Annotated in this window: 19 protein-coding genes; 10 read left to right on the forward strand and 9 right to left on the reverse strand. The window is 73.8% G+C overall.

All coding sequences use genetic code 11. From position 1 onward, the window contains the following. Positions 1-27: 27 nt before the first annotated feature. Entirely contained in the window at positions 28-1,422 is a 1,395-nt protein-coding gene (locus OG715_RS04920; protein WP_266277046.1) for a hypothetical protein, read from the reverse strand. 214 nt (positions 1,423-1,636) lie between these two features. Here OG715_RS04920 and OG715_RS04925 point away from each other — a divergent pair, with 214 nt between their 5' ends. After that, entirely contained in the window at positions 1,637-3,226 is a 1,590-nt protein-coding gene (locus OG715_RS04925) for a M4 family metallopeptidase (protein ID WP_266277044.1), read from the forward strand. A 102-nt stretch (positions 3,227-3,328) separates the two neighbouring features. Here OG715_RS04925 and OG715_RS04930 read toward each other — a convergent pair whose 3' ends face one another. Continuing rightward, on the reverse strand, positions 3,329-4,291 hold the full coding sequence (locus tag OG715_RS04930) for a D-2-hydroxyacid dehydrogenase family protein (RefSeq protein ID WP_266277042.1): 963 nt from the start codon (positions 4,289-4,291) through the stop codon (positions 3,329-3,331). 138 nt (positions 4,292-4,429) lie between these two features. On the opposite strand from OG715_RS04930, the gene OG715_RS04935 reads away from it, so the two are divergent. From OG715_RS04935 to OG715_RS04950, 4 genes are all read left to right on the forward strand, one after another. Continuing rightward, positions 4,430-5,230: a response regulator transcription factor gene (locus OG715_RS04935; protein WP_266277040.1), complete on the forward strand. Its 801-nt coding sequence runs from the start codon at positions 4,430-4,432 to the stop codon at positions 5,228-5,230. Then, a complete protein-coding gene (locus OG715_RS04940; RefSeq protein ID WP_266277038.1) occupies positions 5,227-6,756 on the forward strand; it encodes a sensor histidine kinase in 1,530 nt (509 codons plus the stop codon). The genes OG715_RS04935 and OG715_RS04940 overlap by 4 nt, the downstream gene beginning before the upstream one ends. A gap of 154 nt (positions 6,757-6,910) precedes the next feature. Further along, on the forward strand, positions 6,911-7,363 hold the full coding sequence (locus OG715_RS04945; protein ID WP_266277036.1) for a hypothetical protein: 453 nt from the start codon (positions 6,911-6,913) through the stop codon (positions 7,361-7,363). Further along, positions 7,360-7,569 carry a hypothetical protein gene (locus OG715_RS04950; RefSeq protein WP_266277034.1) on the forward strand — a complete coding sequence of 70 codons (210 nt, stop codon included), beginning with the start codon at positions 7,360-7,362 and terminating at the stop codon, positions 7,567-7,569. The genes OG715_RS04945 and OG715_RS04950 overlap by 4 nt, the downstream gene beginning before the upstream one ends. 97 nt (positions 7,570-7,666) lie before the next feature. On the opposite strand, the gene OG715_RS04955 is transcribed toward OG715_RS04950, so the two are convergent. The 3 genes from OG715_RS04955 to OG715_RS04965 form a co-directional block, all read right to left on the reverse strand. Further along, entirely contained in the window at positions 7,667-12,226 is a 4,560-nt protein-coding gene (locus tag OG715_RS04955) for a caspase family protein (protein ID WP_266277032.1), read from the reverse strand. 9 nt (positions 12,227-12,235) lie between these two features. Beyond that, positions 12,236-12,559 (reverse strand): Pepco domain-containing protein, encoded by a 324-nt coding sequence (locus OG715_RS04960; protein ID WP_030396540.1) that lies wholly within the window; start codon positions 12,557-12,559, stop codon positions 12,236-12,238. A gap of 220 nt (positions 12,560-12,779) precedes the next feature. Further along, positions 12,780-13,502, reverse strand: coding sequence for a GntR family transcriptional regulator (locus tag OG715_RS04965; protein ID WP_266277031.1), 723 nt, complete (start codon positions 13,500-13,502; stop codon positions 12,780-12,782). A 123-nt stretch (positions 13,503-13,625) separates the two neighbouring features. Between OG715_RS04965 and OG715_RS04970 the strand changes: the two genes are divergently transcribed. From OG715_RS04970 to OG715_RS04985, 4 genes are all read left to right on the forward strand, one after another. Continuing rightward, positions 13,626-14,512 (forward strand): IS5 family transposase gene (locus OG715_RS04970; RefSeq protein ID WP_407660941.1). Its coding sequence is split into 2 segments (ribosomal slippage): positions 13,626-13,980 and positions 13,980-14,512, totalling 888 coding nucleotides; the frame shifts between segments, so codons are not numbered across the junction. 114 nt (positions 14,513-14,626) lie between these two features. Continuing rightward, positions 14,627-14,890 carry a putative ATP-grasp-modified RiPP gene (gene tgmA, locus OG715_RS04975; protein ID WP_266277029.1) on the forward strand — a complete coding sequence of 88 codons (264 nt, stop codon included), beginning with the start codon at positions 14,627-14,629 and terminating at the stop codon, positions 14,888-14,890. A gap of 25 nt (positions 14,891-14,915) precedes the next feature. Continuing rightward, a complete protein-coding gene (locus OG715_RS04980) occupies positions 14,916-15,653 on the forward strand; it encodes a hypothetical protein (protein WP_266277027.1) in 738 nt (245 codons plus the stop codon). Beyond that, positions 15,650-16,822 (forward strand): methyltransferase domain-containing protein, encoded by a 1,173-nt coding sequence (locus tag OG715_RS04985; RefSeq protein ID WP_266277025.1) that lies wholly within the window; start codon positions 15,650-15,652, stop codon positions 16,820-16,822. The genes OG715_RS04980 and OG715_RS04985 overlap by 4 nt, the downstream gene beginning before the upstream one ends. 360 nt (positions 16,823-17,182) lie before the next feature. Here the strand turns inward: OG715_RS04985 and OG715_RS04990 are convergent, their stop codons facing one another. The 3 genes from OG715_RS04990 to OG715_RS05000 form a co-directional block, all read right to left on the reverse strand. Next, the gene (locus tag OG715_RS04990; RefSeq protein WP_266277023.1) at positions 17,183-17,611 is read right to left on the reverse strand and encodes a spore-associated protein A; all 429 of its coding nucleotides are present in this window, start codon (positions 17,609-17,611) and stop codon (positions 17,183-17,185) included. Positions 17,612-17,946: 335 nt separating this feature from the next. Then, positions 17,947-19,467, reverse strand: a complete 1,521-nt coding sequence (locus OG715_RS04995) for a glycerophosphodiester phosphodiesterase (protein ID WP_266277021.1) — start codon at positions 19,465-19,467, stop codon at positions 17,947-17,949. 87 nt (positions 19,468-19,554) lie between these two features. Beyond that, a complete protein-coding gene (locus OG715_RS05000; protein ID WP_266277019.1) occupies positions 19,555-20,019 on the reverse strand; it encodes a MarR family transcriptional regulator in 465 nt (154 codons plus the stop codon). A gap of 144 nt (positions 20,020-20,163) precedes the next feature. Here OG715_RS05000 and OG715_RS05005 point away from each other — a divergent pair, with 144 nt between their 5' ends. After that, positions 20,164-21,054 (forward strand): alpha/beta fold hydrolase, encoded by an 891-nt coding sequence (locus tag OG715_RS05005; RefSeq protein ID WP_266277017.1) that lies wholly within the window; start codon positions 20,164-20,166, stop codon positions 21,052-21,054. Positions 21,055-21,088: 34 nt separating this feature from the next. On the opposite strand, the gene OG715_RS05010 is transcribed toward OG715_RS05005, so the two are convergent. Continuing rightward, positions 21,089-21,379, reverse strand: a complete 291-nt coding sequence (locus OG715_RS05010; RefSeq protein WP_266277015.1) for a S26 family signal peptidase — start codon at positions 21,377-21,379, stop codon at positions 21,089-21,091. Positions 21,380-21,573 lie beyond the last annotated feature (194 nt).

Genomic DNA, 21,573 nt, shown 5'->3' on the forward strand with positions numbered 1-21,573 from the left:
GGACTTGACGGCTCGGGGGGGGACGGCTCAGCGCAGGGCCTCGAACATTCGGCCCAGTGCGTGGTGGGCCGCCCCGAGCAGGGCCTGCGCGGCGTCCAGCGCCTCGACGCTCCGGGCGGCGAGCGCCAGGCCGACGGCCGGGTCCGGCTCGTGGCCGGCCGTCACGATCAGCGGCAGCAGCGTCGCGCCGAGCCGCGCGCAGGCCGGACGCAGCCGGTCCAGGTGGTCGTACAGCGCCTCCTGGGAGAGCCGGGCGCCGAGCGGCATCGCGTCCAGGGTGCGGACCAGGTGGCCGGGGCCGCGCACCTCGTCCAGCCGGTGGCGCAGGACGAAGGCGATCGCCGGTCCGGTGAGCCGCAGATTGGCCTCGGTCGGGGCGAGCCGGCGTTCCCGGTCGGTGACGAAGTCCACGTCGTACCAGCCCCGGTGGCCGGCCTCGGCCAGCCGCTCCCCCACCGCGAGGCCGAAGCGTTCGACGGTCGCGGCGGCGCCGGGCGGGACCGTGCCCGGACCGACCGTCACCCCCTGGTAGCTGGTCCCGTCGACCGCCATCTCGCCGACGCCGACCGGGTGGACCCGGCCGTCGGCGCCGATCACCGCGTCGAAGGTGAGGTCGCGCAGCCGGCCGGTGCCGGCCGGGCCGCCGTCCACGTACTCCTCCAGCAGCAGCGGGCCGCCGGACGGCAGGACGGCCTCGCGCACCAGCCGGCGCAGCAGCCGCCGGGCGCCGCCGGCTGCCGACAGCTCCTCCGGGGTGATCACGACGGTTCCGTAACCACCCACTCCGTACGGGGACTTGAGCACCGTGCTGCTACCCCGGGCGGCGCGGGCGGCCAGTCGCCGGGCGGCCGCCCGGAGGCCGTCGGCGGGCTCCTGGCGGGGCACCCGCACGCCGGGGTGGTCCTGGGCGAGCGCGGTGAAGAGGCCGTGCGCGGCGTCCTTGGCCTCGTAGCGGCGGACGGCCGCGAGCTCCGGGCCCTCGCCCCGGTCGGGGGTGCGGCCCCAGAACAGCACGGGTTCGGGGCCGGTGGCGAGCCGTTCGGCGAGCGCGGGGCGGGCGGCGAGGGCCTCGGCGACCGTGCCGCCCGGGGCGATGCCGTCGAACAGCTCGACCGGGCCCCAGTCGAGTTCGCGGGCGAGCCAGTCGATCCAGGCCCGGTCGACCTCGGCGGGCAGGACCAGCGCGGCGGGTTCCGGGCTGTAGCCGACGGCCAGTCCGGCGTAGTGGTGCGCCCGGTGGAGGCGGTCGGCGCGCCGTTCGGCGGCGGACGGTTCGGCGGCGGACCTGCTGGACCCGAACCCCCTGACGGCGAACCGCCTGCCGGAGGAGGGTTCGTGGAGGAACTGCTCGTTGAAGTCGGCCACGTTCCCGACGTGCACCGCACGACGTCCGCCGGTCCAGGCCCCCACCCATCCGTCCATCCCGCGAGCGTACGGCACGGGGAGCGCACGGCACGGGTCTCGGCGACCCCGACGCAAGCGTGAACAGACAAGTCGAAAACGATCAAATTTGATCAGTACAGGACACGAATTGGCAAAGTTCTGACGTTCGCTCTAGCCCTGGATGACTGCGCACCGTCAATCTCGGCAGCAGCTCTCATCCCTGCATCACGCAGCATCCCCGACTGGAGTCAGAGTGAGCCCCACCTCCTCTTCTCGCCGCTTCCTCGCGGCCGGAGCCATAGCGGCCACCGCCGCCCTCGTCGCCGCCACCGTCACCGCCGGGACCGCGTCCGCCGCGTCCGGCCGGGACGCGGCGATCGCCCAGGCCCGGGCCAACGTCGCCCACAACGCGTCGGTCTTCGGCTTCGCCGACGGCCAGGACCTCCTGGTCAAGGACGTCGTGCTGGACGCCGACGGCACCCAGCACGTCCGCTTCGACCGCACCTACCTCGGCCTGCCCGTGGTCGGCGGCGACCTGGTGGTCCACCAGGACTCCCGCGGCCGGCTCAAGGACTCCTCCCGCGCGGCCGCCCACGACGCCGCCGTGCGCACCATCGTCCCCAAGATCCCCGCCCAGCTCACCGCCGGCCGCGCGCTGGAGGCCGCCCCCGGCGTCGGCAACGCCACCAGCAGCCCCGAACTCGTCGTCTGGGCCGCCGACGGCACCCCGCGCCTCGCCTGGCGCACCACCGTCGAGGGCACCGGCGACCACGGCCAGCCGGCCGGCCGGATCGTCGTCACCGACGCCAACACCGGTGCGCAGATCGAGGCCTACGACGCCGAGCACCAGGCCACCGGCACCGGCCACTCCGAGTACACCGGTGACATCACCATCGACACCACCGCGCAGACCGGCGGCTTCTCGCTGAAGGACCCGACGCGCGGCCACGTCACCAAGGACGCCCGCAACGTCGCCGCCGGCTCGCTCAACGCGAACTCCGGCACCCTCTTCACCGACACCGACAACGTCTGGGGCGACGGGAAGAAGTTCTCCACCGACCGCGCCACCGCGGCCGTCGACGCCCACGCCAACACCGCCTGGACGTACGACTACTACAAGAACACCTTCGGCCGCAGCGGCATCAAGAACGACGGCAAGGGCGCCACCGTCTTCGTCCACGTCGGCACCAAGTGGGACAACGCCCAGTGGTCCGACAGCTGCTTCTGCATGATGACCGGCGACGGCGACGGCGTCACCGACCCGGAGCAGGTCGACCTCGACACCATGGGCCACGAGATGACCCACGGCGTCACCAGCGCCACCGCCAACCTGCGCTACAGCGGCGAGTCCGGCGGCCTCAACGAGTCCACCTCGGACATCTTCGGCACCATGGTCGAGTTCTACGCCAACAACGCGGTGGACAAGGGCGACTACCTGTTCAGCGACCAGTCCACCCCGCCGTGGCTGCGCCGCTTCGACAAGCCCTCGCTGGACGGCCGGTCCGCCGACTGCTGGACCAGCAAGGTCGGCCAGCTCGACGTGCACAACTCCTCGGGCGTCGGCAACCACTGGTTCTACCTCGCGAGCGAGGGCAGCGGCGCCAAGACCATCGACGGCGTCAGCTACAACAGCCCGACCTGCAACGGTTCGACGGTCGCCGGCATCGGCAACCAGAAGATCGCCAAGATCTGGTACCGCGCGCTGACGGTCTACATGACCTCCACCACCAACTACAAGGGCGCGCGGGCCGCGTCGCTGAGCGCCGCCAAGGACCTCTACGGCGCCACCAGCACCGAGTACAAGGCCGTCGCGGCCGCCTGGAGCGCCGTCTCGGTCTCCTGACCGCGGCGCCCGCACCTCGGCCCGTCACCCCCGTCGCGGGGGTGGCGGGCCGTCGGTCGCTCTTGTGGGCCGGGCCGCCGGTCGCTCGGGCGGGCCGGGCCGTCAGTCGCCCAGGACCCTGACCGGCGCCCCGGCCAGGAAGGCCGCGATGTCCTCCACCGCCTCGCCGTAGTAGCGCCGGTAGTTGTCCCGCGACACGTACCCCAGGTGCGGGGTGGCCAGCAGCCGGGGCGCCGTCCGCATCGGGTGGTCCGCCGGCAGCGGCTCCTGGTCGAACACGTCCACCGCCGCCCCCGCGATCCGCCCCGCCGACAGCGCCGCGAGCAGTGCCTCCTGGTCGACGATCGCTGCCCGGGAGGTGTTGACCAGGTACGCGTCCGGCCGCATCAGCGCGAGTTCGGGCGCGCCGAGGAGCCCCCGGGTGCGCGCGCCGAGCGCGAGGTGCACGGAGACGAAGTCGCTCTCCCGCAGCAGTTCCTCCTTCGACCCGGCCCGGCGCACGCCCACCTCGGCCGCCCGCTCCGCGGTGAGGTTGCTGCTCCAGGCCACCACGTCCATGTCGAAGGCGAGCCCCACCCGGGCGACCCGGGCACCGATCTTCCCCAGTCCCAGCAGACCCAGCCGGCGCCCCGCCAGATCCGCGCCCACCGTGCTCTGCCACGGCCCGCCGCTCCGCAGCGCCGTGCTCTCCTCGACCAGCCCCCGGGCCAGCCCGAGCAGCAGCGCCCAGGTCAGCTCCACCGGCGGCGTCGACGAACTCGCAGTCCCGCACACGGTGACCCCGTGGGCGCGGGCCGCCGCGTGGTCGATCACCGAGTTCCGCATCCCCGAGGCGACCAGCAGCCGCAGCCGGGGAAGCCGCTCGAACACCTCCGCCGGAAAGGCGATCCGCTCCCGCAGCGTCACCACGATGTCGAAATCGGCGACCGCCGCGACGAGTTCCGCCACCGAGGCCGGATGCTCGCGGAACGGCACGACCTCGACCCGGTCGGCCACCGGGGACCAGTCGGCGATCGTGGTGGCGACGCCCTGGAAGTCGTCGAGTACGGCACAGCGGAGTCTCATGCCCCGCACTCTTCCAGATCGGCCCGGCACTGCCGGGCGCGGCTCCCGCGCACCGTGGCGCGGCCGGGCCGGGACACCCCCGGAGGCGGTCCGGCGCCCCGGTGTGAGAGGGTCGGCGGCCGGACGGAGGAGGCGCCGATGCGGGTGAGTGGGACCGGGGACGCGGCGGGGAGCCGGGACGCGGCAGGTGGTCGGGACGCGACGGGGAGCCGTGACGCGACGGGGGCCGGCGGGCGGGTCCTGGTCGTCGACGACGACGCGGCGATCCGCCGCGGGCTGGAGCGCGGGCTGCGGTTGAGCGGCTTCTCGGTGGCCCTCGCCGAGGACGGCCGGGCGGCGCTGGCCCGGATGACCACCGAACCGCCGGACGTGCTGGTGCTCGATGTGTCGATGCCCGGCCTCGACGGCGTCGAGGTCTGCCGCCGCCTGCGCGCCCGGGGCGACGACCTCCCGGTGCTGATGCTGTCCGCCCTCGACGAGGCCGCCGACCGGGTCGCCGGGCTCCAGGCGGGCGCCGACGACTACCTGGTCAAGCCGTTCGCCCTGGAGGAACTCGTGCTGCGGCTGCGGGCCCTGCTCCGCCGCCGGCCGCCGCAGCCGGACGACCGGGTGCTCGCCGGACCGCTCAGCCTCGACCCCGGCACCCGCCAGGCCCATCTGGACGGCGAGGAACTCTCCCTCACCCGGCGGGAGTTCGAACTGCTCACGCACCTGGCCCGGAACGCCGGCCTGGTGCTCTCGCGCGAGCTGCTGCTGGAACGCGTCTGGGGCTACGACGTGGAGGTGCGCAGCGACGCCGTCGACACCTTCGTCAGCTACCTGCGGCGCAAGACCGAGGCCGGCGGGCGGCCCCGGCTGATCCACACCGTCCGGGGCGTCGGCTTCGTACTGCGCACACCCGACCGCACACCCGACGGGTCGCGGCAGGCCCCGCGGTGAGGCTCTCCACCCGGATCGCGCTCTGGGCGGCGGCCGTGGTGCCGCTGCTGGTGGTGCTCGCCGGCCTGCTGCTGCTGCCGCTGGTCGGCCGGGACCTGCGGCACCAGCAGGACGCCCGGCTCGACGAGCGCGCGTCCGCGCTGCTGCCGAGCGTCCGGGCGCTGGTGGCCGCCGACAGCAAGGGCCGGCCGAAGGTGGAACAGAACCAGCAGCGCAAGGTGGTGGACACCGCCCTGGACCTGGGCGTGCGGGTGATCGGCACGGACGGCGGCGTCCTGCTGTCCGTCGGCCCGCAACCGGACGGGCCGGGTGCCCTCGCGGGCGAGCCGGGCGGCGGACCGGTCACGGTCCGGGACCGCGGCAGCTCCTGGCGGGTCCTCACCAGGGCGGTCGGCGGGAACGGGAACGGGAACGGGAGGGGCGGCGGCTCCGGCCTGCTGCAGGTGATCGCCCCCACCGGGCCGGCGGACCGGCAGGCGGCCGCGGTGCGACGGCGCGTCCTGCTCGTCGCCCTGGTGTCGGCCCCGGTGTCCGCGCTGCTCGCCTTCGCGCTCGCCGAGCGGGCCACCGCCCCGCTGCGCAGGCTCAGCCGCCGTGCCGCCGGGCTGGACCCGGCGGCGTCCGCCGGGCCGGACTCTCCCGGTGGTCACGGCTCCTCGGGCGGTCACGGGTTCGTGTCCGAGCGGACCGGTACCGCCGAGGTCGACGAGCTGTCCTCGGCCCTCGTCCTGCTCCTCACCCGCTACGACGAGCAGGCCCGGCGGACCGCCCAGGCGCTGGACACCGCCCGGGCGTTCTCCGCCGACGCCTCGCACGAGCTGCGCACCCCGCTGATGAGCCTGCGCACCAATCTCGACGTCCTGGCCGCCCACCCGGACCTGCCCGCCGCCGACCGGGACGAGGTCGTGGCGGAGCTGCGGCAGGACCACGCCCGGCTGCTCGACCTGCTCACCGCGCTCAGCGCCCTGGCCCGGGGCGACCTGGTCCAGTTGGACGCGTTCCAGCCGCTCGACCTCGCCGAACTCGTCGACGCGGCCGCCGAGGAGGCCCGCCGCCGCCACCCCGGCACGGTGTTCGCCGTGCACGCCCCGGCCGAACTGCGGCTGTTCGGCTGGGAGGCCGGGCTGCGGATCATGCTCGCCAACCTCCTCGGCAACGCCGCCGTGCACGGCCGCGCCGACGGCGACCCGGCCCGCGTCACCGACCCGGCCCGCGTCACCGTCCGGCTCACCGCCGAGGGCTCGCAGGCCCGGCTCACCGTGGACGACAGCGGCCCCGGGGTCCCGCCGGAGGACCGGGCGGCGGTGTTCCAGCGCTTCCACCGCCGCCGGGACAGCCCCGGTTCGGGGCTCGGGCTCACCCTGGTCGCCCAGCAGGCCGCGCTGCACCGGGGCACCGTCGCCCTCGCCGCGCCGCCCGACGGCACCGGCTGCCGGGCCGAGGTCACCCTCCCGCTCCCCCGGCCGGACGCCCCGACCCTCGAACTCCCGGCCCGCCGGGACTGGCTCACCGGTCCGGGGCGCTGAGCGGGCCGGGGGCGCGGGGGCGCTGCGCGGGCCCGGGGTGCGAGCGGCCCCGGGCCCGCCGTTCCACAGGGATTCCACAAGAAGGCGTCCTACCGTCCGACTCGACCGCACCGGGCCGTCAGGGTCCGGCTTCGGGTCGAGGAGAGGACGTCACATGCCCGCAGTCAACCGCCTTCCCTCCGGTCGCCGGTCCGGCGCGCTCGGTGCCCTCGCTCTGGCCGGCGCGCTGCTGGCCGTCGCGCCCGCCGCCCAGGCGGCCCCGGCCGCCCCGAGCTCCGGACCGGCCGCCGCCACCTCGCCGACCGCCCTGCCGACACCCACCGGTGACGGGGCCAAGAGCATCTGCAAGCGCCTGCCGAGCACCGACGGCCATCTCACCAATGCGCTGAACCGGCTCAACGGGAACGCCACGGTGGCCGGCTCCGTCGCCCGGCTGGAGCAGCGGGTCGCGAACGCCAAGGCCGCCGGTCACACCGAGGTCGAGACCTACCTCAACGGCCGGCTGACCGCCCGCAAGGCCCTGGTCGGCACCCTGAAGTCCCGGCAGAACGGCCTCAAGTCCGTGGCGACCTGGTGCGCCGCCCACGGCAAGGGCACCGGCAAGTGACCCGCCGACCCGCCGGAGCAGCGCTCGCGGTCGTCCTGCTGACCGGAGCGGCGCTGCTCACCGGTTGCGGCCCCGTGGTCACCCACGGACCGGCCTCCCCCGGCACGGCCGACAGCGCTCCGCCTGCGGACCTGCAGCAGAAGCTGGACGCCGCCGAGAGCGCCGTCGCGGCGGCCGACGCCGACACGGCGTCCGAGAACGGCTGATCCGGGCGGCGGCGTTCGGCAGTGGCCGAGGAGGTGTGCCGGGCCGGTCGTGGGGGCCGGCCCGGCACACCCCTCCCGCCGTTCGACGCAACCGGTCTCAGTGTCTGCGGTGGGGCCGCCACCACGTCCCAGGGGTGCGCGGCTCCTCCGGCCCCGGCAGCCGGGCCGCCAGCTCCCGGTAACCCTGCTGCTCCAGCTGCCGCCTGAGCTCGGCCACCTCGTCCGAACGGCGCGAGGACGCCGTCGTGATCGCCTCCTGGAGCGCCGTTCCGTGGTCGACCGGGTCCAGGTACTGGAGGAACTCGGCGATGTCCTCAGGAGGCCGGTAGCGGCACACGCTCACCGTCATCGCACGGCTGAGCTCCGCCGGCAGGTCGGCCTCGACCAGGCTCACCACCGCCCGGGCGATCTCCGCGCCGCTCCTGCCCCGGGAGGAGAACGCGGTGGCCAGCATCTTCGCGCTCCCCGACCGGCCGATCCGCAGCAGGCCCCCGATCACCCCGGCCACCGAGCCGCCCGCCAGCACCCGACCGGCCAGCAGCTCCGCCATTTCGTTCGAGTGCCCGGCAGGGCCCCGGTCCGTCGGTCCGTCGACCGGTAGCGGGGCCTCCAGCAGCGCGGCGACCCGGTCGGAGTGCTCGTCGGCGAGGAGGTGGTCGACGATCCGCTCCGCCTCCGACAGCCGCCCGTTCGCCCGCAGGGCCCGGAGGACCAGGGCGAGTTCCGCCGGGGGCCGGGCTGCCGCGAGGATCTGCCACAGTTCGGCCCGCCGGTCCGCCGCCACGGGCCGGAACGCCGTGCCGCGCCGCGTCGGCAGCAGCGGCAGGTCCGCCAGCGCAGCCAGCAGAGCGACCACGTCCTCGGGCTCCCGGTACAGGACCGCCGCGGCCAGGGCCGCCCTGGTCGGCCCGCCCCGGGCGGCGCGGTCGGCGAGTTCCCCGACCGGGCCGTCCGCCCCGGCCGCCCACAGCAGGTGGGCGCGGTGGAGCTCGGGGGCGGTCCGGTGCAACTGCCGGTACCAGGCCACGACGGGCGCGTCCGGCGGGGCCTCGTCGACCAGGACGGCCGCGTACCGGAACCAGCCGCGCTCGTTCAGCTCTGCCCAGAAAGCGGCGATGTCGGACCTCCGCGCGTGCACCCGGAGCACGGGCAGCCCGACCTGCTCGGCGCCGTGACGGCGCAGGTGGGCGAGGATGCCGTCGGCCTGCGGGGCCGACAGCTCCGGGGCCAGCGTGTCCATCGCGACGCCGCGCACCTCCTCGCCCCTCGCGTCCAGCGCCGTGAACAGCCGGCCGATCTCCTCCTCGGACCCGGTCCAGCGAGCGGCCCCCAGCAGGGCACCGGCGAAGACGCCCTGCCGCCCGGCCAGCAGCTCCACCAGCAGTTCCGCGAACCGGTCCAGCGCCGTCGACCGCGCGAGGTGCTCCACGAACCGCTGGATCGCCTGCCCCTTCCTCGGCCGCTCCAGCCGGAAGTTGGCCAGCACCTCGGCGACCTCCCGGACGGGTCGCCCGGCCGCCGCCCGGCACAGCACCTCGAACGCCTCGTCGTCCCGGAGGGCCTCCAGCAGGCCGACGACGACCGGGGGCGGCTGGGAGTGGCCCAGCCGCCCCAGCAGGGTGGCGGCCTCCTGCGCGCTGCCGGTCCGGCGGAGTTCGGCGAGCAGGGCGCGGAACTCCGCGACCGCGACGGGCGGACCGGCCGGGAAGACGCCCAACAGGTACGACGTGCCAGGTGCGGAACCACTTGCCCGGGCCGCCGCGAACAGCCTGGCGGCATGCACCCGGACGGCCTCGACCAAGCGCTCGCCCGGCGGCCGGGCCGCAGGGTACCGGTGGCCCAGGGCCTCGATCAGGGCCCCGGTTCGCTCCACCGGACCGGCGGCGAGGGCGGCGCCGAGCAGCTCGGTGAGGTCGACCGCCGCCCCGAAGCCCGGCCCCGGGCCGTCGAGGGCGAGGACCAGTTCGGCCACCTCGTCGGGTGGGCGGAGCCGGGCCGCCCGGAGCAGGACGTCCCGGACCTGGGCGGCGGACGGGCCGGCCGTCGGGCCCCCGCTCCGAGCCGGTGCGGCCAGCAGGTCCAGGAGCTGCGGCAGCGGCAGGTCCACGGCCGGGTCGACCGGCGGCCGACCGGGCGATGGCACGCGGACGGCGAGTTCGGGAGCGGGAACGGGAACGAGCTCGGAAGCGGGAACGGGCTCCGACGGGGCCGACCCGTTGCCGAGGACAGGCACGAGGGCCGCCGCGTCCCCCGGCCCGGACCGCTCCCGAGAGGCGGGAGCAGGCTCGGTCGACGGCGCCGGCAGGGGAACCGGCACCGCCGCGCTCGGGTCGGGCCCGAGGCGGTCGCGCAGCAGCCGCTCCCCCGCCTGCCCGTTCCGGGCCCGCAGTTCGGCGCGCAGAGCGGTCAGCTCCGCAGGCCCGTACTCGGCGACGACGGCCCGCGCCAGCGGGTCCCCCAGGGACGCGAACCGCTCCTCGCCGCAGGCGTCCAGCAGCTCGGCGAGCCGGCCAGGATCCCGGCGCAGCGCGCGGATCCGGCCCACGAGCACATCGCGCGCCGCCGACGGCGTCCGCGCCAGCACGGTCAGCAGGTCCACCGTCGACCGGTCGCGGACCAGGGCGTCCCGGAGCCGGGCCGCGACGACGGACAGGCGCCGCTGCTCCAGCGCCGCGAGCAGCGCCCCCACCCCCTCCGCCGGGTACCCGCCGCCCAGCGCCGACACGGCGGCCGCGACCGGGTCGCGGTCCGTCCGCCCCTCGGTCGGGAGTTCCCAGACCCGGACGAGGAAGTGCGCCGCCCGCTCCGGCGGCGCCCCGCACAGCACTTGCAGGAAGGGTGCGAGCAGGTTGTCCGGTCCGTGACCGCAGAGCAGGACGGCCAGCTCCCCCGCCTCCTTGGGCACCATGAGGCCGGCCGCGAGTCGTACGACGGCGACCGCGTCCTCGCCCGGGCGGTCGCTCTCGTGGACGTCGCCGTCCGACAGGTGGTCCAGCAAGCGGCGCAGGGCCCGCGGTTCCTGCCGGGCGCACTCCTCGTGGAACACGTCGAGGTACCGCGACATCCCGGCCTCGCGGAGCAGCCCAGGCAGGCTCCGTACATCTCGGCCCTCGGCCAGCAGGATCCGGACGACGGCCGTCGCGTCCCGCTCCAGGCCGCCCCGCCCCCCGGTGGACCGCAGCCAGGAACCGACCGCCTCCGCCGACCACTCCGCCATCGCCGCGAGCGCCGCCGCCCTGGCCTCGCCCGCCCCGGCCCGGGACAGCACCAGGAGGAAGCCGTCCACCGACCGGGACCCGAGCCGGGCCACCGTCGCCCGCACCAACCGCCGGACCTCCGTCGGCAGTTCCTCCGCCTCCAGCGCGGCGAGCAGCGGCGGCAGGTCCTCCACCGGCCGCGGCTCGTCGGACACCCGGGCCGCCTCGGCGGCGAGTCCGGCCCGGTGCAGTTCCACGACGCACGCCGTCCAGGCGTCGGCCGGCAGGGCCGCCAGAGCGCGGAGCAGGGTCGAGCGCAGGGCGTCGACCGTCTCCTTCAGCAGCCCGGCGAGTCCGGCCAGCCCGGTGAGCAGCAGCGGCAGTTCGGGCGCCGGGCGGACGGCCGCCGCCTCCAGCAGCAGCAGAGCGACGCGTCCGCGCCCGGCCTTGCAAATGGCCCCGACCAGCTCCAGCAGCGGGGCGGCGGGGCGATGCCGGGCCGCCGCGTCCCACATCGCGGTGACCGCCGCGGCCTCCAACCGGCCGGCGAGGTCGAGCAGTTCTGTCGTCGGCCCGAGCACGGCGTACTCCGCCAGGAGCTCGGTGCGCCCGGAGGTCTGGAACTGGTGGACGGCGCGGGCAACGAGTTCGTGGAGGTCGAGGGCGGCCAACGGCTGCTCCGCCGTCGGCGGTTCGTCGTCGACCTGTACGGGGGCGAGCTCCAACAGCGGGCCCGCGACCAGGAACTCCGCCTGGTCGGCATCGGTGAGGACGCGGACCTCCTGGGCGGCGCCCGGCTTGCCGTGCGCCGTATGGAGCACCTCGATCCGGTTCTGGACGGCCTCGCTCAGCTGCTCCAGGGTGAGCGGACCGTCGTACGCGAGCAGCTCGTCCAGGACCGCGCGCGAGAACAGGCTGAACGAGCCGCTCCCCGCAGCGACGAAGTGCGCGTACCCACCGGGCGAACAGGCGTACAGGTGGGCGATCCGCCGGGACTTGACGGTCATGGCCCGCCCGCTCGCCCAGCCGACCGCACCGGCCATGGTGTCGCCACCGACGCCCTCCCGGCAGGCGTCGACGAGGAACAGCACCTGTGCGGCGCGGGTGTTCTCGACCTCGCTGCGCCAGTCGATGGCGACGCAGCCGGACCAGAGCGGCTTCCGGTAGCGGTGCAGGTCCTCCGGTATCAGGTAGTCCACGCCCTGGGCGTGCAGGCCGTGTCCGCTCAGGCAGATCAGCAGTGTCTCGCCCCGCCGGGCCTTCTCCAGGAACCGCGAGACCTCGCCGTTCACGAAGTTCCAGCTGATCCGTTCGCCCGCCCCGGGCCGCTCGACCCGGAAGCCGCGTGCCCGCAGGGCCGCGTCCAGGCGTTCGAGGTCCCGGGGGACGAAGGGCAGTGGGGTGAACCCCACCCGTTCGTAGTCGCTGGCACCGATCAGAAGTGCGGCGAACCCGCCCATCCGGTCCCGCTAGTTGCCGAAGACGAAGGTGATCCCACGGGTGCCCTGGACCTGGGAGCTGCCGACCAGCTGGACGCCGCCCGAGGCGGAGACCTGGAAGCTCAGCTGGACCTCCTTGAGCGGCAACGGGCCGCCGCGGTCGGCGATCTGCTCGAACAGCGTCTGCAGCGCGTCCACCGTCTCCGCGAGGTTCGAGCGCAGCGCCCCGAGCGGCACCCGGCGCAGCACGGCCTCACGGTCGCGCCGGAAGACGCCCATCGTGTCGCCGTCCTCCTCCTCGTCCTCGGTCACCCAGAACACCAGGGAATCCAAGGACTCCACCTCGTCCGCCACTTCTCCCCCACCCCACGCGATCCGCGCCCCAGGCCGACTCCGGTGTGATCCACCGCAGGGCGAGGATAGCCGCCGGAGGCCGGTGATTGAAGTCGATCCGCCGATTGATCACGACTGTTGATGGAGAGTCAGATGACGACTGCCGTGACGCCTGCGACGGGCGCCGATCCGCCGTCGGCCGGCCGACGGCGTGGGGCCTCCCCGCCCCCGGCGGTCGGGTTCAGGCGTCGTACTGGTAACCAATGGTGACTCGCGTCGGCACCACCCAGAGGCCGAACTCGATCACCCCCTCGTCGTCCGACCAACGATGCACCCCACCCAGCACCGGCGCCCCCAGGCGGAGACCCAGGGCGGACGCTTCACGGGCATCGCACTCCCGGGCGTGCATGTCGTCCCGGGCATGGGTGATGCTTCGACCGGTTGCTTCCAGAATTTTCGACGTGAGCCCCGCGTTCTTGGCGGGTGCCGTGGAGAGCAAGTCCGGTACCTGGGCGGCGAAGTGTGCCGGGTGCCAGGTCACTACCAGCATGGTCCGGGTCTTCCCCCGCCCCACGATGAACTCGCGCCTGACAAGCTGGTCACCCGGGTCGAGGTTGAAGATGTCCTGCACGTACAGAGGTGGAACGACCAGCTCGGCGGCCGTCACTCGACTGGTCTCGCCCTCCATCAGGCTGCTCCGGAGCCGCTGAACCATGGACAGGCGGTCCGGTCCGGCAGCGGTCACCGTGGCGTCGTCCGCCACGAAGGTGCCCCGGGGGCTCGTCCTGATCAGCCCTTCCACAGCCAGTTGGTTGAGGGCCCTGCTGACAGTGGCCGCCGCGACGTTCCAGCGCTGACACAACTCCCTGTTGGTCGGGAGCTTCTCGCCGGACACAAGATCGCCCGTGAGTATCGCCTGCCGATAGTGGTCTGCGATCGCGGTGAACGCCTTCGGGCCGGCCATGTACCACTCCTCGGCCGAGGTGACGGGCAGTCATGAGCACACTAGTGCACCGACATTCATGACACCAGCACTCCTTGCCTTCCTGTCGTCTGTCCTAGGGCGTGTCTCATAATTGATCTTGTGGTGGGTCGAGGAGAGATAACGGACGCTGCGTGGTCTCGCATAGAGCCGTTGCTGCCGCAGCGGGACGGCGCTGGGCGTCCTTGGCGGGATCACCGCCAGGTGGTGAACGGTGTGCTGTGGCGACTGCGCACGGGTGCCCCCTGGCGTGATCTGCCCGAACGGTACGGCCCGTGGCAGACCGTCTACCGGCGCTTCGCCCAGTGGGAGAAGGACGGCACGTGGGCCGCGCTCCTGCGAGAAGTCCAGGTCCGCAACGACGCGGTGGGGACCGTGGAGTGGACCATCTCGATCGATTCCACCGCCGCGAGGGCCCACCAGCACGCGGCTGGGGCCCGCAAAAAGGGGATCAACCCGAGGACGAATCGGATGATCCGGCAGCAGTTGCGCGCCGCGAGGCGCTCGGCCGGTCCCGGGGCGGGCTGACCACCAAAATCCACCTGGCGGTCGACGGCCGGGGCCTGCCGCTGTCGATCGTGCTGAGCACGGGCAACACGGCCGACTGCACGATGCTGCCCGCCGTCCTCGACGCGATCAGCGTTCCACGTGTCGGGGCCGGGCGGCCGAGGACCAGGCCCGACCGGGTCGTGGCCGACAAGGCGTACTCCTCCCGGAAGATCCGCGCCCTGCTGCGGCGCCGACGGATCAAGGCGACCATCCCCGAACGACGGGACCAGATCGCCGGTCGCGCCCGCCGCGCAAGCCGCGGCGGGCGCCCACCAGCCTTCGACAAGGCCGCCTACAAGGGGCGGAACGTGGTCGAGCGGTGCTTCGCCAAGCTGAAGCAGTTCCGGGCAGTGGCAACCAGGTTCGACAAACTGGCCAACCGCTACCGAGCGGGCGTCGTCCTCGCCTCACTGATCCTGTGGCTGCGAGCCGAGGAGCAATGATCCCCGCCAAGATCAATTACGAGACACGGCCTAGAGCACAGACCGAGTGTTCTAGGGAGCCTGTCGCCACTGGCCTGGCCCTCCGTTCACCCGCACGAGATCCAAGGAGTCACTGTGCCCGTAGAAGCCGTCAAGCCCGCCCGGGCCACCAGGCCGTTCGGTCTCACGAGGGCCGTGCCGGTCGTCCCGGTCAGGGACGAGATCCTCCACACCCTGACCCTCTGCCCGGAGCGTCGGGTCAGCGTCACCCCGGACAACAAGGTCTTCGTCCACGCGCCGTCGATGACGACGCAGGGGACGGGCCAGACAACGTACGTCACGACGACCGACCACCAGACGTGGAACGACAACGACACCGTTCCGACCGTCGACCAGTGATCCGACCCCACAGGAGCCCTGAACCGTGACCGTCCTGGTGCTGACCGCCGATCTCGACCCCACGGCCGATCTGGTGATCGTCGAGCTGAACCGGCGAGGAATCCCGGTCGTGCGGATCGACTCCCTGGACTGCGTGTGGGTCAACCATCCCCACACCAATCGGCGAGCGGCTCTCAAGCCGCTCGCACTCGCCGGGGCGATCCGTGCCGGACTGGCCGTTCCGAGGACTCTGATCACCAACGAACCGGAACAGGCCCGGAGTTTCATCCGCAGGCTCCCACGTGGGCTGGCGGCGTACAAGCCGCTGGGCAGCACCATGCCGCCGCAAACCAGCGATGATCGGACTGTCCTCTGGACCAACCGCGTGACCGCCGACGAAATCACGACGGCGGTGTCGTTCACCGCTCACCAGTTCCAGGAGTGGATCGACAAGGCGTACGAAGTGCGGTTGACGATGGTCGGCGACGAACTGTTCGCGGCGGAGATCCACGCCGGGTCGGAGACGTCCCGGATCGACTTCCGGACCGACTACGACAGCCTGACGTACAGGGTCTGTGACGTACCCGAAGGCGTCGCCGACGGGGTCCGGTCGCTGATGGCAGTCTTCGGACTCCGCTACGCGGCACTGGACTTCCTCGTTGACAACGACGGGGTGTGGTTCTTCGTGGACCTCAACCCCAACGGCCAGTTCGGCTTCGTCCCCGACCTCCGCGAACCGATCGCCACGGCTCTTGCGAACCTACTCGAAGGAGTTCCGCGTTGAACCCTGTCCCGACCGCGTCGGCCGGCCTTCGCCGCGAGCTGGCCGACCGTCTGCGGAGCACCGGCGCCGTCAAGTCCGACCAGTGGTACGAGGCGTTCGCCGCTGTTCCGCGCGAGGCGTTCGTCCGGGCCTTCGCCGTCGGCACACAGCACGGCCCCGTTCACCTGACGCCCGAGGACCCCCGGCGGCTGAGCACGGTCTACTCCGACGACTCCCTGCTGACCCGGTTCGACGCGGCGGGAGTCCCGACCAGTTCGTCGACGCTGCCCACTCTCATGGCGTTGATGCTCGAAGCCCTGGACGTGGCCGACGGCAACAGGGTGCTCGAAGTCGCCACCGGCACCGGGTGCAATGCCGCGCTTCTGAGCCACCGGGTCGGCGACGGGAACGTGACGACGATCGAGGTCGATCCGGAGCTGGCCCGTGCCGCCGAACGGCGGCTCGCCCGGGCCGGCTACCGTCCCACGGTCCTTGCCGGGGACGGGCGGGCGGGTCACCCCGACGGGGGCCCGTACGACCGGTTGATCGCCACCTGCGGCTTCACCGGCATCCCGCCCGCCTGGTTGGAGCAGATGACTCCCGGGGGCATCATCGTCTGCCCGGTCGGCGGCGGTGTCGTCCGCCTTGTGGTCCAGAAGGACGGCACGGCAGCCGGGGCGTTCCTGCCGGATGCGGCCTTCTTCATGCCCGTGCGCGGGATCGGGGAGAACGGGACGACCCCTGTTCCCCCGCCGCTGCCGGACAACTGCAGTTCCCGCCCGTGCTACGTGGAACCCGCCGATCTCCTGGACGACGGTATCCACTTCCTTCTGAACCTGGCCGTACCCCGGGCCATGACTCGCTTCATCCACGACGCCGCCGGGGAGGTCGCTGCAGTGAACATGTGGCAGCCGGACGGCGCCTGGGCGGAGCTGCGGCACGGCATTGCCCGACAGGCCGGTCCCCGAAGGATTCTGGACGCGGTGGAGACCGCGATCATCGCCTACGAGGCCGCAGGCCGTCCACGGCGCGAACGCTACCGGCTCAGGGTCGATGCGGGTCGGCAGTGGGTTTCGGTCGCGGACAGCGACGGCCCCACTTGGGAGTTGGGCCGACCGCACGGCAGGCCGCTCGGCCGGGGGCTCCCGGCCGAGCGTCCGGCGGCCGCAGCGGTTACTGGCGGGCGGTGAGCCGGCCGGAGAATCCGGCCGGGCGGTTGGTCATGATGCGGAACCGGAAGATCGATCACAACATCACCCAGGCCCTGGCTCGATTGTCGAGCAATCACTCACGCCACGACGGCCACCGTCCCCAGCGCCGCGACGACCTTCGTCGCGGCGGTGGGGGCGGTGAAGTGGATTCCGTCCGGGTTCTCGGCGGACCGCGTTTCACCGGAGCGGGGCGATCGGGCATTCCGGCCCCGCCCCCGAAATGGCGTGCTCCGACGAAGGCCCCCGCCGGAGCATTCCGGCGGGGGCCTGGACCGGCCTCGCCGGAACGCCGCCGACCGGGTCGGCGGCCGGCCCGGCGGGCGGGCTACGGTGCGGACGTCACTTGCCGCACCAGCCCGGGCCCTTGCCCCACCAGGTGCCGGAGTTGTAGTCGCGGCCGCCGTAGTAGATGCACTGCCCGGGTGCGTAGAGGTAGGCCGTGGCGTAGTAGCTGAGGCTCCGGTACTCCTCCTGCCTCCCGCTGCCGTCGCCGAAGGTCAGGTAGGCGCCGGTCAGCGTCGGAGTGCCGACCTTGGAGTTCTTGATGGTGGCGACGCAGTTCTTGCCGGTCGCGCTGCTGTAGGTCAGGTAGACCGTCGAGGTGCCACCCGGCAGGTCGAAGGAATCCTTCACGACGTAGCTCGCCCCGCAGGCGGTCTGCGGCGTGTAGCCGGTGACGGCCGCATCGGCGGTCGCGGGGACCGCGAACAGAACCGAACCGGCCGCCACGGCGAGGGCCGCCGTGCGCGCGTAGTTCCTACCGAACATCCTGGACTCCTTCGTGCGACGCGTACTCCTGGAAACCGACGTGCCGGACCATGACAACAGTCGACCTCCCGCAATCACCGGTCCTTTTTGCGCGATGTCCGGAACCGGATCGAGGACGGTCCGATTCCGCCCAGAAATTGTCGGCGAATACCGGAAGTGGAACCGGAACCCCCCGACCCGGCATTCTCTCGGTTTCCGGGAACGGCCGATAGTTTCCGAATTGCCTGACGCGGGCCGGTTCCACGACCGGGTCGACGAATTCCGGGAGTCGGGCCGACCCCACGGCCGGACGCTCGGCCGGAGGGTCCCGGCCGAGCGTCCCGCACGGGCGGCGGCTACTGGCGGGCGGTGAGCCAGCCGGAGAGTTCGGCGGGGCGGTTGGTGATGATGCCGTCCACCCCTGCCGCGTCGAGGGCCTTCCAGCGGGCGGGCGCGTCGACTGTCCAGGCGTTGACCGCGACGCCCGCCGCGTGCAGGGCGGGCACCACGTCGGGGCGGGTGGCGAGGGCGGTGTCGGCGGGGTTGTAGGCGCTCAGGCCGAGGTCGCGGGCGACGGCGACCGGGTCGGCGTCGAGGGAGGAGCGCAGCAGGCCGAGGGGCAGTTCGGGGGCCAGTTCGCGGGTGTGGCGCAGGGCGTCGGTCTCGAAGCTCTGGACGAAGACCCGGCCGGCCATGCCCCGGTCGCGGATGTCCTTGACGATCCGGGCCACCTCGTCGCGGGTGTGCGGGCCCTTGATCTCCAGCAGCAGGTTGCCGCCGCGGGTGCGCAGGTCGTCGAGCTGGGCGGCCAGGGTCGGCACGCGGGCGCCGGCCGCGGTCGGGGCGAACCAGGCGCCGGCGTCCAGCGCGGCCAGCTGGGCGGCCGTCAGGTCGCGGACGCGGCCGGTGCCGTTGGTGGTGCGGTCCACCGTGTCGTCGTGCAGGACGTGGGGGACGCCGTCCTTGCTGGGCTGGACGTCGTTCTCGATCCAGTCCGCACCCGCGCGCCGGGCGACCTCGTCGGACAGCAGGGTGTTCTCGGGCGCGGCGGAGGAGGCGCCGCGGTGGGCGAGGACGGTGAGCGGCGCGCCGGGTTGCCGGAGGAAGGCGCCGGGGGCGAGCGCGGTGACCTTGAGGTCGTCGAAGGAGACCTGGGCGCCGTTGACCAGCAGGGCCTGACCGCCGTCCGCGCTCCGGGCGACCTGGGTGGTGCGCATGACCTCGCGGCCGTCGAAGATCCAGCGGGCCGCGCCGCCGTGCACCTCGACGGCGAGCCGGACGTCCCGGCCGGTGCCCGCCGCGGCGGGTGCGACGGCGGTGTCGGTGACGTTCCAGGCGTCGGCGGGGGTGCGGCGGGCGAACTCCAGGCCGTTGGCGGCGGTGCTGCCGGAGCGCAGGGTGGCGATCGACCACGGGGTGGTGCCGTTCGCCGGGACGTCCAGGCCGAGGGCGGTCCAGCGGGCGGCGTCGACGACGCTGTCGAAGCGGGCGGTCACTTCGAGGCGGAAGTCGGTGAGGTGGCGGCCGAAGGTGATCCGGGTCTGCTGGTTCCAGTCGGCGGAGGTGCCGACCAGGCGGCCGTTCGCGATCCGCCAGGCCCCCTCGACGGCCGTCCAGCCGGCGGGCAGGGCGGGGCCGTCGAAGTGCTCGTCGACCACGACGTCACCGGGCGCGGCGGCGGCCCTGACGGCTCCGGGCGCGGCCGGGGCGGCGCCGGGAGCGGCGGAGGCGGCGTGCGGGGCCGTCAGTGCGACGGTGCCGAGGCCCAGCACGGCGGCGAGCAGCGCGGCGAGCGGGCCGGAACGGGCAGCGTGGGAGGAACGGGCGGTACGTCCGTTTCGCGGCCCGTCCGGGCCGGCGGGGTGACTGCTGATCATGCGCGGCACGCTAGGGGATGACGGCCCGGAGCGAAAGCCACGCCGTACGAACGACCGGGCGAACAGCCGGGCGGGGGCCGGGCGGTGTCACCCCGCCGGCGGGACCGGGCGGCCGGGGGCGAGGTGCCGGGCGAGGGTGGCGAGGGCCTCCGTGACGGCGTGCAGGACGTCCGGGTCGGGGGCGGTGCCGTCGGGTCCGGCGAGGGCGGCCGCGAGGGCGTCGTCGACGGTGGCGGTCCGGACCTCGGCGACCCGGGCCGAGGGTTCGGCGGCGGGCCGGACGAGCCGTCGGCGGCCGTCGGCGGGGTCGGGCTCGGTCAGGACCGAGCCCGCCTCCACCAGTCGCGCGACGGCGGTGGAGACCTGACTCTGCGGCAGGCCGGTGCGGGCGGCGATCTCGCCGACGGTCGTCCCCGGGCTGGCGACGATCTCGCCCAGGGTGACCAGGACCGATCGGACCGAGCCGCGCGAGCCGGTGGCCGGTTCGGGCATGGCCTGCTCACCGACCTTCATCAGCGTGCGGCCCAGGAGGAACAGCTCGACTCCGTTCATGGCCGCCAGGCTACATCGGCTTCGATGCATTGAAGGTGATACATCGAGATAGATGCATCTCTATTGATACATCCAACTCGATGCTCTAGTGTCGGCCGGGCCGGCCCGACACCGGCACCACCCACCGAAGGGACTCCCACCGCCATGGCCGCCACCGCCGCTTCCGCCACCGAGGGCACGCTCGCCGCCCCCGGCGCGACCCTCCACTTCCGGCTCGCGGGCAGCGGCCCCGTCCTGCTGCTCTCGCAGAGCGGCGAGGGCGACGCCGACCGCACCGTCGACCTCGTCCCGCACCTCACGGACACCTTCACCGTCGTCACCTACGACCGCCGCGGCCTGTCCCGCAGCACGCTGGACGACCCCGCCCGGCCGGTCACCATGGCCGACCACGCCGACGACGTCGCCCTGCTGCTCGCCGAGGCCGCCCGGATCACGGGCACGGACGGCACCGGCGGGACGGCTCCCGGGCCGGCCCTGATGGCCGGATTCAGCATGGGCGCCGCGATCGGCCTCCAGGTGCTGGTCCGTCACCCGGGCGTGCTCGGCACCCTGATCGCGCACGAGCCGGTGATGCCGAACCTGCTGCCCCCGGCGGACCGTGCCGAGCATGTCGCGGAGCTCCGGGCCATCCAGGAGGCGCACGCCGCCGGGGGCACGGCGGCGGCCTTCCCCGCGATCACCCGGCACCTGGGCATCGACCCCGGGCACGACACCACCGAGGAGGGCCTCACCCCGCAGCCGATGACACCCCGCCGGGCGGCCAACTTCGACTTCTTCATCGGCACCGAGTTCACCGCCGTCACCACCGACGGACTCGGCCCGGCCGAGCTGGCCGCCGCCGCGCGGCGCTCCGGCACCCGGGTCCTCCCCGCCACCGGCCGCACCACCCGCCCGGAGGTGCACACCTACCGCTGCGCGCTGGCCCTGGCCGCGCTGCTCGGCACCGAACCGGTCGCCTTCCCGGGCGGGCACAACGGGAACACCGCCTTCCCCCGCGCGACTGCGCGGACGCTGAAGGCCCTGCTCGGCCGGTGATTGTGAGCGTGACTGCGACCGCGACCGCGACCGCTCAGCGGGCGCCGTCCGGGTCGGCGGACCTGGACTTCCCCGCCGCTCCGGGCCGGGGGACCCCGTCGATCGCGACGCAGATGCCGAAAACCCGGTCGTGTCCGGTCCAGCCGTTGACCCGACCCCGGTTGTTGCTGATCTGTACCCGCCTCCTGGCGTGGTCCAGGGCCGACACCAGATGCAGATAGACGGTGCCTGCGACCCTGGCCAGCACGATGTCACCGACCTCCAGCTTCGACGGATCGGCCGGGAGCACGCGCACCGACTGCCGGCTGCGGATCAGCGGGACCATCGACGAACCGCTCGGCGGAACTCCACGCCTGCCCCACCGGCCACCCTCGCCGCCACCGCGTCCAGTGCACCCATCCGGCGATCGTCGCACTCACGGTGCGTACCGGGCCACCGAATTGTCCGTCCGGGCTGCTCACTCGTGCGGTGCGAGGCGTGAGGCCGCACCGGTGCGTCAAGGGGCCGCGTCAACATCAC

The sequence above is a fragment of the Kitasatospora purpeofusca genome (assembly GCF_036010405.1).
Lineage (GTDB): Bacteria > Actinomycetota > Actinomycetes > Streptomycetales > Streptomycetaceae > Kitasatospora > Kitasatospora purpeofusca.